General features: G+C 71.5%; 7 protein-coding genes. All 7 read right to left on the bottom strand.

The window, feature by feature from the left end:
* Positions 1-5 precede the first annotated feature (5 nt).
* The 7 genes from KV396_RS09095 to KV396_RS09065 all read right to left on the bottom strand — a co-directional run bounded on the left by KV396_RS09095 (position 6) and on the right by KV396_RS09065 (position 14,204).
* Positions 6-6,095, bottom strand: a complete 6,090-nt coding sequence (locus KV396_RS09095; protein WP_247955507.1) for an Ig-like domain-containing protein — start codon at positions 6,093-6,095, stop codon at positions 6-8.
* 152 nt (positions 6,096-6,247) lie between these two features.
* A complete protein-coding gene (locus KV396_RS09090; RefSeq protein WP_247955506.1) occupies positions 6,248-6,979 on the bottom strand; it encodes a hypothetical protein in 732 nt (243 codons plus the stop codon).
* Positions 6,976-7,803, bottom strand: coding sequence for a PP2C family protein-serine/threonine phosphatase (locus KV396_RS09085; RefSeq protein ID WP_247955505.1), 828 nt, complete (start codon positions 7,801-7,803; stop codon positions 6,976-6,978). Before KV396_RS09085 ends, KV396_RS09090 begins: the two co-directional genes overlap by 4 nt.
* Positions 7,800-9,329, bottom strand: a complete 1,530-nt coding sequence (locus KV396_RS09080) for a DUF5684 domain-containing protein (protein WP_247955504.1) — start codon at positions 9,327-9,329, stop codon at positions 7,800-7,802. Before KV396_RS09080 ends, KV396_RS09085 begins: the two co-directional genes overlap by 4 nt.
* Entirely contained in the window at positions 9,326-11,875 is a 2,550-nt protein-coding gene (locus tag KV396_RS09075) for a transglutaminase-like domain-containing protein (RefSeq protein WP_247955503.1), read from the bottom strand. Before KV396_RS09075 ends, KV396_RS09080 begins: the two co-directional genes overlap by 4 nt.
* Positions 11,872-13,242, bottom strand: a complete 1,371-nt coding sequence (locus KV396_RS09070) for a DUF58 domain-containing protein (protein ID WP_247955502.1) — start codon at positions 13,240-13,242, stop codon at positions 11,872-11,874. Before KV396_RS09070 ends, KV396_RS09075 begins: the two co-directional genes overlap by 4 nt.
* Positions 13,239-14,204, bottom strand: a complete 966-nt coding sequence (locus KV396_RS09065) for an AAA family ATPase (protein WP_247624732.1) — start codon at positions 14,202-14,204, stop codon at positions 13,239-13,241. The genes KV396_RS09070 and KV396_RS09065 overlap by 4 nt, the downstream gene beginning before the upstream one ends.
* Between the last annotated feature and the right edge of the window lie 6 nt (positions 14,205-14,210).

Below are 14,210 nucleotides of genomic sequence, written 5' to 3'. Positions count from 1 at the left end.
CGGCATCACTGCCAGACCCTGTGCTCGTAGGCCGTGCCGTCGATGACGACCCAGGCCTCGATCGTGCCGCGGCGCATGCCGAGGTAGCAGCCGATCCGCTCCTCGTAGTTGCCGTTGCCATCGGTCGTGACGTTGCGGCCGCCGAACGTGCCGCCGTACGGTGCGGGAGCGTTGCTCGCGCACTGCAGGTACATCGTCTTGTTGGGCGGGAAGTCGCGCATCGTGACGTAGAAGTACGAGCAGGTGCCGTCGTTGCAGTTGGGCTGGCCGTTCGCGTTGCCGCTCGAGGTGACCCAGGCCTTGGGCGGCGGCTTCGAGCCGGAGGTCTCACTGGCGGATCGTTCGATCGTCTGACCGGCGGAGTCCGTCACGCGCACCGTGATGGAGTGCTGCTGACTGTAGCCGTTGCCGACCGTGCGCGAGCCGGTCGCGCCGACGCCCTCCCATCCGCCGCCGTCGATCCGGATCTGCACCGAGCTCAGCTCGCGGCCGTTCATCGACTGGTTGCCGTTCCACGAGAACGTCACGCTGGTGGCGTTCTGCTGCGTCGAGAGGCCGGGTTGGCTGAGCGGCCCGTAGGGACGGCCCGACCGCGTGGCAGAGCCGTCGCTGGCGTAGGTCGTGCCGTCGACGGTCGAGACCGAGCGCAGCACCACGTTGTAGGTCGTGCCGTTGGTGAGGCCCGAGATCACGTTGTTGCCCGGGATGCCTGCCCAGCTCCCCCCGCCGTTGAGCGAGTACTGGTGCTGGACCTCGCTGCTCTTCGCGCCGTTGAGCGCACCCGGCGTCCACGAGAGCGTGAGTGCCCGGTCGCCGTCGGTGACCGACGAGAACGACGGCGCACTGGGCTTGTTGACGCCACGGCGCGGCGCCGACATCGGGCTCCACTCACCCCAGCCCGCCTTGTTGATCGCGCGGACGCGGTAGGTGTACGGCGTCTCCGACGTCGCGACGGTGACAGCCTGCGTGCGCGCTCCGGCATTCGGAGTGAGGGTGTTGCGGAGGGTGTTGCCCTCCCACACCTCGAGCTGGAAGGAGTCGATCGCGTCACCGTTGGCGCTGCCGGGCTCCCACGAGACCTGCATCTGCGCCTGGTTGCCGACGCCCTGGATCTCGGCGGTCGTGGGCGCGGCGGCGGGCATCGGGGGCCCTGCCGGGATCTCGGATGCCGACCATCCGCTCCAGCTGGACGGCTCGGGCGCACGGTTGTGGGCCTGAACGCGCACCTGGTAGTTGCCGCCGTTCTCGAGGCCCTCCCAGGTCATGGAGTTGCCCGTGACCTGCTTCTGCGTCACGCCGGACGGCGGGGCGGGCGAGATCTCGAGGGTGTAGCTCTCGACCGGCGACCCCGGGGTGGTGGGCGTCTGCCAGCTCACGTCGAGCGACTTGTCGCCGAACTTCAGAGTCGGCGGGTTCGGGGTGTCGGGGCGCGCGTCCGGCCGCGCGATCGCCGAGCCGCCCGAGGGCTCGGACTCGCCGACGCGGTTGGTGGCCGTGACCTGGAACGAGTACTCGACGTTGTTGGTGAGGCCGTCGAGGGTGCAGGTCGTCGAGCCGCACTCCTTCGAGTACGGATTGCCGGTCACCGAGCGCACCGTGTACTTCGTGATCTCAGCGCCGTTGTTCGAGGGTGCGCCGTACGAGACGACGACCGTGCGGTCCTGCACGCTCGACACGGTGGGGGTGCCCGGGGCATCCGGCACACCCTGCACGGTCACGATGATCTGGCCGTTGGCCTCGCGGTCGGGGTCCTTCGTGGCGTCCTGGATGCGGTAGCGCACGACCATGGTGCCGACGAAGTCCGCGGCGGGAGTCACCACGACCTCGTCGCCCTGCACCTCGGCACCGCCCGACCCCGACTCGGTCGACGCGTTCATGAGCTTGAGCGGCGTCTCGGGGAACGGGTTGAAGTCGTTCGCGAGCACGGGCACCGTGATGCTCTTGCCCTGGTCGGCCTCCGAGATCGTGTCGGTGTTGGCGGCCGGGAGCGGACGCGTCGATGCCCCGACGCGCACCGTCACCGTGCCCTCGACGGGGTCGGTCGTGCCGTCGGAGATCTCGAGCTTGAGCGAGGCGACCGTGCCCTTCGCGACGTCCGATCCCGCCTCGACGAGCAGCTCCTGTCCGTCGATGCGCGCGCTGATGCCGTCGCCCGCGCCGCTGACGTACTTGTACGTGTGCACGCCGGCGTCTTCGGGATCGGGGTCGGTCGTCAGCGGCACGAGATCGAGGCTCACAGGGTCCTCGCCCGCGGCGACGACCATCTCGGTGCCGATGAATTCGGGCTGCTGGTTGTCGGGCGGCAGCACGTTGATCGGGATGCTCAGCGTGGCCTTGCGCCCCTCGGGGTCGTCGGGCCCGGTGCCGTCGGTGACCTCGAAGGTGAGCGCGTCCTGCCCGAAGTAGCCGTCGGCCGAGGTGTAGACCAGCGTCGTCTCGTCCTGAACGAGGTCGGCGCCGTTCGCGTGCACGGCGCTCACGCGGGCGTGCTCGGTGATGCGGGCCGTGCCGCCGCCGGCGACCGTGACGTAGTCGGCGAGCGGCACTTCCTTGGTCTCACCGCTCATGACCTCGAGCGGCTCGGTGGAGTCGAGGATCGGGCGCAGGTCGGACTCGGCCGGCACGAAGATGAACGCGGATGCCTCGAGGCCGTCCTGGTCGGTGAGGGTGTAGCGGATGAGCTGGAGCTCTTCCGTGACGGTGACCCGCACCATCCCGTTCTCCAGCTGCGTCGCGCCCTCGCCGAGGGTCACCTCGAGCCGGTCGGTGGTGCCGTCGGGGTCTTCGTCGTTCGCGAGGATGTCGATGTCGGCATCCATCGTCCCCTCGGTGAGGTCGGTGGGCCGCACGCGGTCGTCGCGGGCGATCGGTGCCTGCAGGGGCACGTCGTCGTCGACCGTGATCTGCAGGGCGGCGGTCGCGGTCGCGCCGCGGGTGTCGCGGATCGTGTACTGCAGCGAGGTCTCGAGGGAGCGATCCGGCGCCTGCACGAGCACGCGGTCGCCCGAGACGCGCGCTTCGATGCCCGTCTCGGTGGGCACCTCGAGGCCGTCTTCGACCAGCACGATCTTGTCGCCCTCGGGGTCGGAGTCGTTCTCCATCACCGGCACGGCGATCTCACGACCGGGTCGCACGACGACGGCATCCTTCACCGCATACGGCGCCTGGTTGACCTTCTCGGCGGGGGCGATGCCGACGCGGATCGTCGCGATGCCCTCCTTGCCGAGGCGATCGCGCACCCGGTACTTGAACACGTCGACACCGGCCGAGCCGTCGAAGGCCTCGTAGGTGAAGTAGTTCTGCGCGGTCTCGGTGATGCGGCCCTTGGTCGGGTTCGAGGCGATGTCGATCAGCTCGACCGAGTCGCCGTCGGCGTCGATGCCATCGAGCGGCACCGCGATGTTGGCGGTCGACCCGGCGAGCACCCGCGCCACGAGGTCCTGCGGGCGCGGAGCGGCGTTCGTCTCCTCGTCGACCGGCAGGATCTGGATGGTGACGTAGCCGGCATCCTTCTGTTGACGCGAATCGACGGCTTCGTAGGTCAGGTAGACCGTTTTCGCGACCGGGCCGGCCTTGAAGCGCACCGTGTCCTGCGACACGAAGGCCTCGCCGTCCTCGGGGTCGACGAGCGGCTCCACGAGCTCGGGCACGACGTGCAGCACGTCGTCGTTCGGGTGAGTGTCGTTGTCGAGCACCGGGATCGTGACGACGTCACCCGCGCGCACGGTCGCGGTGTCGTCGTTCACGACGGGTTGGAGCAACTTGTCGGGCGCCGGGATCGGGATGACCACGACCTCGCCCTCGGCCGACTTCGAGCCGTTCGAGATGCGGTACGTGATGCGCGCCTGATCGGTCAGCGCACCCTGGTCGGTGATGCGCAGCGTCTCGTGGTTGATGACCGACACCGAGATGCCGGAGTCCTCCTCGATCGACACCGACTGCACGACGAGGATGCCGCCCGCGGGGTCGACGTCGTTCGCGAGCACACCCACGAGCACGTCGCCACCGGTGGGCAGAAGTGCGACGTCGCGCACGGCGACCGGGGGCAGATCGGTCTCGGTCGCCTCGAGCACGTCGACGCGCACGATGCCCTCGCCGTTCTCGGGACCGGCCGTCGCGAGGTACAGCACGTAGTAGGTGCCCGGGTTGTCGGCGGTGAAGGTGAACGTCTTGTTCGGGGCGTCGGGCAGCACGGTGGCGCCGGGCACCTCGCTCACCCGGCCCAGGCGCAGCGGTTCGCGCCCCGAACTGGTGTCGTTCGCGAGCGGGGCGACCGTGACCTGCTCGCCGACGCGGGTGACGACGTGATCGGCGTTGGTCTTCGGTTTCGTCGATCCCTCGGGGCGCACGTCGAGGGTGAGGGATGCCGTCGCGCTCTCGCCGTAGCCGTCGGCGACCGTGACCTGCACCTCCTTGCGGCCCTGCAGGCTCGCGGTGGCCTTGTAGGTGATCTGGCCGTCGGTGCTGAAGTCGACCTCGTCACCCGGAGCGGGGACGACGTCCTTCAGGTAGACGTCGTCGCCTTCGGGATCGATCCAGTCCGGGAGGATGTTGTACGAGACCGTGCCGCCGGTCTCGATCGTGAGGCTCGTCTTGCGCTTGGGTACCGGAGCGGTGTTGATGCTCTCGTCGTACACCGTGAGCGTGACGGTCGCCGTGTCCTTGCCACCGCGGCCGTCGTCGGCCTCATAGGTGAAGGTCGTCGAGCCCTTCGCGTCCTTCGCGACGGCGATCTGCAGCGAACCCCCGTTCTGCACCTGCTGGATCTCTCCGATCGACGGCTGCGCCTCGGCCAGGGTCGCGACCAGCACGTCGCCGTCGGGGTCGTTGTCGTTGTCGAGCACCGGGAGCATGGTCGTGACACCGGGGCGCACGCCGAACGAGTCGTCCTCGGCGATCGGAGGGGTGTTCTCCTCCTTGCGCTCGGGCAGAGTCGTCTCGACGGTCTCCTCGGTGGAGTCGTCCTCGTTCTCGGTCTCGCCCTCGGGCGGGGTGAGGTCGTTCCAGTTGTCGACGCGCTGCAGGCTCTCGTCGGCCAGCCAGGCCGCACCGCCGACGGCGTCGTTGAGGATGATGACGTCGCGGTTGACGCGGAACACCAGGCTCTGCGACTCCTCGGCGCCCTCGACCGTCGCGTTGACGTCGTTGGTGCTGCCGGGGCATTCGCGGATGAACGTCGCCGTCCCCGCCCAGGCGCCGTACGTGCAGCCGCGCAGCCAGACCGGCGCGGTGGGCGTTCCGGTGCCCCCGGCCTGGGTCGTGCTCGGCTCGCTGCCGTCGAAGGGCAGACGCACCAGGGCATCCGGGGTGGCGATGGCGACGGCATCCGTCTCGGCGGATGCCTGCTGCAGCACCGCCTCGTTCGCCCCGGGGAGTTCGGCGCGGAAGCCGCCGGGAGAGGTGACGATGCCGGCTGCGGCGTCGAGCACGACCGGGGTCGTGCCGACCACGGTGATGGTGGGCCGTGCGGAGGTGTCGATCTCGCCGACGGAGGCGGCCGAGGGGTCGCCCGCCTCGCCCTCGGCGTCGACGGGGACCGTGACGACCTCGCCCCGCTCGGCCGAGAGACCGTAGACGGTTCCGTCGGTACCGACCACGACGTCGGCGTCGGCGCCGAGCTCGGCTACCGGGTCCTGCACCTCGGGTTCGAACCCGGGCACGCCCTGCACGGGGACGACCCACAGCTCGCCGGTCTTCTGATCGAGGATCGCGGTGGTGCGGTTGCCGAGGGCGACCTTCGAGGCGGCGGGGATCGCGGCCGAATCGCCGAGGGCGACGCGGGCGGGATCGACCGCGGTCATCGTGGAGGCGCTCTCGTCGACGACGAGGATGTTCGTGGCATCCTGCAGGATGTCGTAGTTCTCACCCGTCGTGCGCAGCCCGCCGTCGAGCACCGTGGACTCGTGGTTGAAGTGGCCGACCAGCAGGCTCGACGTCTTGGTGATCCAGACGCCGCCGTCGTTCAGGTCGACCTTGGTGGTCGGGAAACCTTCGTAGGTGAAGGCCATGGTGGTGATCGCGATCACACCGACGGTGACGCCGGCGGCGGACGCCAGCGTCTTCGGTCGCGCGCGCATCCAGGACAGCGCCTTCATTCCGTGTTCCCCCCACAGGTCCGTGCTCGACTGGGGCCGAACGGCCTCGGGCCGCTCGGCGCACCTGATCATCCTAACCGCGTGCTGGAATGCCACCGCATGGGGAGAGTTCCCCATGCGGTGCGGTACGTATCAGGCGATGCGTGGCGGCGTCAGGCGAAGACGACGAAGCCGAGCGTCACGAGACCCGCGACCGACACCGCGCACGCACCGACGAAGGCGAGGAGCGCCGCGCGACTGCGGCGCACTCCCTGCCGCGCCACGGACGGGAGCGCCGGGTCCTCGATGCGGGTCGGTGCCGGACCGCCGCCGACCGCGGGCGGGGCCTTCGGCACGAGGGGAGCCGGGCGCGGCTTGTAGATCGCCGGCGGCTCGGGCTCGGTGGGGCGCTCGAACGAGACCGGTCCCCGAGGGATCGTCGCATCGAGGTCGGACGGATCATCGAACACCGTGGTCCGCCGGCGACGCAGGCCGCGCCGGGGACGCACGATCGTCTCTTCGAGACCCGACGGTGCGACGGCAGCACCGCCCGAGCGATCGACGACGACCGTCGACTCGTCCGGCTCGAACGATGCCGGGCGGGCGCGGTCGACCACGACGGTCGCCTCGTGGTCATCGTCCGACGTTGCGCCGCGGGTGCGGTCGACGACGATCGTCGCCTCGTCGAGGTCGGATGCCACGGAGCGGGCGCGCCCGACGACCACGGTCGCCTCGTTGTCTTCCTGGTGCGCCTCGTCGTCCTCGACGTGGGCGTCGGCATCCGCCTGCGACGACGCCGGCTGCGACTCGGCATCCGCCTGCACGGACTCCGCCTGCTCGACCGCGCGGCGACGGTCGCGTCGCGTGACGATGACGGTCTCCTCGTCGATGCTCTCGTCGGTCATCGCGCGCGCACCGGGATCGTCGTGCCCTCGAGCATCGAATCGGTGCCGACCGACACCGCCAACCGGCCGGCCGTGTCGTCGTCACGGCCGGCGCGCAGGCCGCCGGCGACGACGTCGATCACGACGACCGAGACGTTGTCGCGTCCGCCCGCCTGCAGCGCCCGGCGCACCAGAGCGGATGCCGCGGTCTCCGGGCGTCCGCACATCGTGAGGGTGGCGCGGATCGCCTCGTCGCTCACCTCGCCGCTGAGACCATCGGAGCACAGCAGCAGGCGCTCGCCGTCGATCACCGGGAGGAGCCAGCTGTCGGCCTCGCTGTCGGCCGCGCCGATCGCGCGGGTGATGATGTTGCGCTGCGCGAAGGTCGCGAGGTCTTCGGGACGCAACTCTCCCGCGTCGACCATCTCCTGGCCGAGCGAGTGATCGATCGTCAGCTGCACGAGATCGTTGGCGTGATGGCGGTAGACCCGCGAGTCGCCGACGTTGAAGACGAGCCAGTGCGGCAGCCCTTCGTGCTCGACCAGGGCCACGCCCGAGACCGTGCTGCCGGCTCCCTGCTTGTGCGCGGCGGCGATCGACTCGACCACGGCGGTCGCGCGGCCCAGCGCCAGGCGCACGTCGCCGATCGTGACGGCAGTGCCCCGGAGCGGCTCGAAGGCGGCCACCACCGCAGCGCTCGCCCGATCGCCGGCCTCGTGCCCGCCCATGCCGTCGGCCACGAGGAACACGGGGGCCGCGGTGAGCAGGGAGTCCTCGTTCGCGGCGCGCTTGAGACCGGTGTCGGTCAGTGACGCGACGTTGAGGACGACCTGGTCGACGGTCACGAATCGCGCTCCGCGATCACGTGCATCCCGACCTCGCCGAGGATGAAGCGTCCGGTTCCGACCACGCTCTCGCCCGGGTCGAGCAGCACCTCGGTGCCGTCCTCGGCCACCACGACGACGCCGTTGGTCGCGTGCAGGTCGGTCAGCCGCCACTCGTCATCGGTGACGACGAGACGCGCGTGGGTCTTCGAGAGGGTACGGGTCGCATCGGTGATCGACAGACGCTGCTCGCCCGGGTCGCCCACCGGGTTGCGCCCGATCACGACGCTCGCGCCCGAGAGCGCGAAGCTGCGGCCGTCGTCGAGCACGAGTGAGCGACGCACTCCGCGCTTGCGTGCCACGACGACGGTCGCCTCGAGGTCGTCGTCGACGGCGACCTGGCGGGGCTTGATGATCGTCTGCGCGAGGTCGTCGGCGAGCAGGTCGTCGGACTCGGCGTCGTGCGCGAGCGGAGCCTCCGCCGCCGACGTCTCGGTCGGCGCGGCGGGAGCGACCGGAGGCGTGGCGATCAGGGGGACGGGACGGATGCCGGGTGCCGGGGTCTCCGTCACGGGCGGCACTGTCGCGGCCGGAGCGGCCGGGGGTGCCGGGGGCGTGAAGACGGGCGGGGTCGGGGCGAAGGCGGGCGGCAGCGGGAACTCCTCGGCGGGAGCCGCGGGTGCGGCCGGAGCGGCGGGCGAAACCGGGGCGGCGGCCGGGGCAGGCGGCGCGGCCGGCGGCGCGGCCGGAGCGGAGACGACCGGCGGCTGCGGAGCGGGTGCCGTGGGCGGGGCGAAGGACGGAGCCGGCGGCTGCGGGGCGGGCGCAGGCGGCTGCGGGGCGGGGGCAGGCGGCTGCGGCGCGGCCTCGGAAGGGGCGGCCACGGAGGACTGCGGAACCGGAGCCTGCGGGGCAGGGGCGAACGCCTGCCACTCCGCCGGGATCCCGGCGTTCCCGGCGGGCGGGGCGGATGCCTCCGACCCGGCGTTCGTCGAGCGCGGGGCCGGGATGAATCCCCCCGACGGAGCCGCTCCGGCGTGTGCCGAAGCGGGGCGCTGCGGCGCGAAGGCCGGGAGTGCGTAGTCGCGGGTGTCTCCGGTGGTCGGCTCGAGCAGCGGCTGCGGGGTGCGGCGCGGCCCCGGCTGCAGGGCCGCGAGGCGGTCGCCCTCCGGGTACGGCGGCGCCCCGGCGGCGAGGATCGTCGCCCACACGGGCGGCAGCAGGATCGCGAGCACCGTCGACCCGGCGCCGCGACCGAACTGCTGGTTGATCCGATGCGTCGCGATCACCTTGAGATAGATGCCGTAGATCTGCACGATCGGGATCAGGTAGAACACGACCTTCCAGGCGGCGACGCCTCCGCGCGCGAGGATCTCGGCCTCGTTGAGGATGGGCACCCAGCCCTTCCACGCCTCTCCCCCGAGCCGCGGGAACAGGCGCGACAGCGCCACCGCGTACCAGACGTAGATGCCGAGGCCGAGGAGCAGGCCGACACCCCATCCGATGAGGAGCATCGAGAGCAGTCCGGACTCTGCTGACGGTGTCATGGGGTCTCCTTCTGCCGGTCGTGGGGCGAACCGGCTACTGCGAGCGTACCGATCACCGGACGGCGACCCGCGAAACGAGGACCGCTCGTCGGCCTCGCCCGGCTCAGCAACGAGGTGAGGCGCACCCGCGCGACCAGCCGCCGCCACCGGCTGTCGGCCGTCGACAGCGCGGCTCGTTCGTCGTCGACGATCTGCCAGGCGGCGGCGGCATCCGCATCGGTGGGCGGATGCCCCGCGAAGATGCCGCGGTCGACGAGCACCGCCGGTCGCACGGCGGCCGAGCGATCCGTCGATCGGGCGCGCTGCACGCGCGTGCCCTGGGTCTGCAGGGCGACGTCGTGATCGGTGTACAGGTCGACGAGCTCTTCCCAGGCGCCCGCGAGCCGCACCTCGGGATCACCGGCGTCGCGCCGTGCGCGTGCCCGGCGGCCCTTCGCGATCAACAGCACCAGCAGGGGAAGCGTCAGGAGCACGAGCGCGAGGACACCGAGACCGACGGCGCGCAGGATCGGCAGCAGAACGGCCAGGAACTCCGATTCGGGGGCCTCCAGCGGCGGAGCGTCGTCGTTCGAGTCGCTCTGCGCCTGCGGCGGATCGAGCGCCTCCGAGCGCGGCTGCTCCGGAACGGTCGGATGCTCGGGCAGCTGCTCGCCCTCGGTGATCGCACTCGGCAGCATCGCGTACTGCGGCGTGACGTCGATCGGCATCCATTCGCCACCGGTGGACCGCACCTCGACCCAGGCGCTCATGCTCGCGCCCGTGCAGACCTCGGTGCAGGCCGGGATGCCGGGCACCTCCTCGGCGCCCGCGAGACGCGCACCGATGACCACCCGCGACTCGAGACCCCAGTGCTCGGCGAGCAGCGCGGCGGCCGTCGAGAACTGCTCGTCGTCTCCGATCGCCGACACGAGCAGCTCGGGCGCGGCATCCGACCCGGCCCGCCGCTCCTGCTCGACCATCGCGGTGAAGACCTCTTCGATGCGCGCCGCCGAGTGACCGGCGTAGCTCGAGGCGAAGCCGTAGCCCTCCGCCCCGTCGAGCGCGGCGATCCACCCGGCCGACGCGGCGTCGTCGAGCACCGCGTGGCTGAGGTAGCCGCGCGAGCGCAGTCGGTCGATCAGTTCGACGTAGCCGGCGCCGGTGCGCGGCTGCTCCTGCATCTCGGCCCACTCGACCAGCGCGGGGAACGCGTCGGCGTCGAGCGTCGAGTCGCCGCCCTGCAGCGACGCGATTCCGTCGCCGGTGGCCGGAGGGTCGACGAGCACCGAGTACCGGTCGCCCGGAACCAGTCCGCTCCCCCCGCCCGGAGCATCCGCGATCGTGATGGCCGTGTCGCCGTCGGCGTCGATGTGGAACCCGTCGGCGAGAGCATCCGCCCGTGATCCGGCGAACGCCGGCGCCTCGGCGAGTCCGGCGGGGGTCGGAACCCAGATGCCGCGGTAGGCATCCCCCACCGTGATGTCGAGCGCGATGCGACCCTCGCCCGGGCCGGCCGTGCGCGGGAGCCGGCTGAAGCGGTCGTCCTCGGCGATGTGGAAGTCGTTGCCGTCGTATGCGTCGAGCGTCACGAGACGGACGCGATCGACGGCTCCGGGGTCGCCCTGCACGCCGAACACGGTCTCGTCGAGGCGATCGCCCGCGAACCACGCGCGGTAGGAGCCGAGCGGGCTCGTCTGCTGCTGCACGACGATCATCGGTTCGACCTCGTCGCGCAGCACCGACCGGTCGGTCCAACCGGCGGCGACGGGGGCCGCCGCGACGCCGGCGACGAGCGCGACGACCACGAGCGCGCCCGCGAGCAGGTGCCGGCGGATGCTGAGCCACACCGGCGCCGCCCGGCGCGAGACGCCGGTCGCCGCGACGATGCGCAGCGCCTGCGCCCGCTCGATGCGCGCCCGGCCGATCACCCAGACCAGGGCGGCGGCGAACACCCCCACCCCGATGAGCCACTCGCGCGGAGCGGGCACCTCGATGCCGAAGACGACGACCGGCGAACTCGTCGCGCTCAACCCGAAGGCCACCCCGAAGACGCTCATCGCGGCGACGACCGGGACCGCCGCCAGGGCACGACGCCCGGGATGGAGGGCGAGGAAGGTCGCGAGGAATCCGCCGAACAGCATCACGACGAGGAACGGGATGAGCACCGCCTGGTACTCGCCGAGCGGCGGGGCCAGGGTCAGCATCTGCTTCCAGCCCAGCACGACGCCGAACACGGCGTCGCGCAGGCCGCCGAGGAACGCGGGCACCGACGACAGCGCCGAGGGGACCGCCAGGGGGACGGCGACGATCAGGTACGTCGCCACGGCCGCGAGCGCGGCGAGCAGAGCGCCCCAGCGCAGCATCCGCGCGAGGACCGCCACCCCCATCCCGAGCAGGCCGCCGGCGACACCGACGACGAGTGCGCGCGGCGACTCGTACACCGGCCAGGCGGCGGCCGTCGCGAGCGCGATGCCGACCGCCACGAAACCGAGCGCCCAGAACGTGAGGGCCGAGAACCGGAGCGCGGGGCCGTTCGCACCCCGGAGAGGCGTGCGCGTGCCGCTCATCGGAGCGCTCCTCGGGCCAGCATCTGCGGCAGATCGCCGAGCGCTCCGAGAGTCATGACCGACAGCTCGCGGGCGGTGCGCATCGTGGGCTGCTCGCCGAGCTCGCTGCGCACGGCGACGGCGTCGACCTGGGCGGGCAGCTTCACCGCGGCGTGCCGCAGTCGCTCGAGCGGTGTGCGCGATCCGGTGAGCAGGAAGCCGATCGAGAGGTCGGGGTACGACTGCACCGTCAGCGCTGCCACGGCCTCGAGGCACATGACCCGGTCGGACGCGTCGAGGGTCGAGGTCGCGTCGAGCATCGCCTTCGGGGTGACGGTCGGAAGGGTGCGGATCGACAGCACCTCGGTGCGACTGTGCTCGGGGATCTCGTTGCTCACCGAGAACAGCACGTCGCGGCCGTCGCGCACACCCTGCAGCGCGAGGGATGCCGCGGCGCTCACCGTGTTCTCGAACTCGTCGTCGCTGTCGTACGACTCGGCGTCGAGGTCGAGGATGATCGCGATGCGGGCGTGCCGGGACTCCTCGTACTGCCGCACCATGAGCGTGCCGGTCTTGGCCGTCGACTTCCAGTGCACGTGGCGCTGCGAGTCGCCCACGACGTATTCGCGCACGGCGTGGAACGACAGGTCGGCGTCGACGAGCGTCGTGCTGGGGGTGCCGTCGAGGTCGCGGATGAGCCCCGCACTGGTGCTCGGGATGCGCACGGTGACCGGGTGCACGTGGATGCGCTGCACCTCGGGCCAGCGCATCTCACGGCGGAGGATGCCGATCGGGTCGCCACGCGTGATCGTCATCGGCCCGACGTCGATCACGCCGCGACGGTGCGCCGCGATCGTGAGCTCTTCGCGGTGGTGTCCGTCGGGGCGCAGCAGCGGCACGTGCGCCTCGACCAGGCCCTCACCGACCGGGACGTCGACCACGCCGGGCAGAGACAGGCGGGTGCCGTTGTTGCGCACGTCGAGCGTCGCGCCGATCTCAGCCCCCGCGACCACACGATCACGGTCGAGAGCGAGGTGGATGCGGTAGTCGTGCGCGCCCAGCACGAAGGGCACGCACACGATCAGGAGCACCAGCGCGATCGCGGCCACGGCCCACGCCTCGACCCAGCCGAAGAGCAGCCCCGCGACGACGCCGAGCACCAGGGCCGCGGCCACGAGCATCCCCGCAGCCGTCACCGTCTCGCGCACCCAGCCGGCCGTGCGGCGACCGGCGCGCGTCACGGTGCGAGCCGCTCGGCGCATGCCGAACACCGCTCCCCGCACGGGGCCGCGGCGCGTACGCGAGTACCGCGTCACCGTCGCCGTGCGCGTCGAGGTCGACGTGCCGGCGGTGGTGCGGGTCAGGCGCGATTCGGTGTTGAAGCTCACGCAGTGCCGTTCTCGCGCGGGGGTTCGACGTCGAGCAGGATCTGGCCGACCACGGCCACCGCGGTCACCCCGTCGAACTCGGCCTCGGGCTCGAGCACGAGTCGGTGCGCCAGAGCGACGACGGCGAGCTCGCGCACGTCGTCGGGGGTGGCGTAGGTGCGACCGTTCTTCGCCGCCCAGGTCATCACGAGCCGCGACAGCGCGATCGCGCCGCGCACGCTGGCCCCCAGACGCACCTCGGATGCCCGGCGCGTGGCGTCGACGATGCGCATGATGTAGTCCGAGACGAGCGGGTTCACGTACACGCCGCGCGCCATCTCGGTCATCGTCAGGATGGTGTCGGTGCCGACGATGCCGTCGAGCACGCGGGTCGGCTGCGCCGCACCCTGCAGGATGCGCATGGTCGCCGCGTCGTCGGGGTAGCCGATCGAGGTCTTGATCATGAAGCGGTCGAGCTGCGCCTCGGGCAGACGGTAGGTACCGCCCTGCTCGATGGGGTTCTGCGTCGCCATCACGAGGAACGGCGAGCCGACCGGGCGGGTGACGCCGTCGACCGTGACGGTGCCCTCCTCCATGACCTCGAGCAGCGCGGACTGCGTCTTCGGGCTCGCCCGGTTGATCTCGTCGGCGAGCACGATGTTCGCGAACACCGGACCCGCGTGGAACTCGAATGTGCCCTCCTTCTGGTCGTACACGGTGATGCCCGTGACGTCGCCGGGGAGCAGGTCGGGGGTGAACTGGATGCGCGTGCTCGTGCCCGAGATGGTCTGGCCGATGGCCCGGGCGAGCGCGGTCTTGCCGGTGCCCGGGTAGTCCTCGAGCAGCACGTGCCCCCCGCTGATGCCCGCCGCGAGCACCAGCTCGACGATGTGGCGCTTGCCGAGCACGACCTGCTCGACGTTGCCGGTGAGGATCGAGAACGTCTCGGCGAACCAGGCGGCCTGTTCGGGGGCGATGGTCACGGGTGC

The organism is Microbacterium galbinum, from assembly GCF_023101185.1.
Classification (GTDB): domain Bacteria; phylum Actinomycetota; class Actinomycetes; order Actinomycetales; family Microbacteriaceae; genus Microbacterium; species Microbacterium galbinum.
Note: the sequence above shows the minus strand (reverse complement) of the source record. Positions and strands in the feature narration are given on the sequence as shown.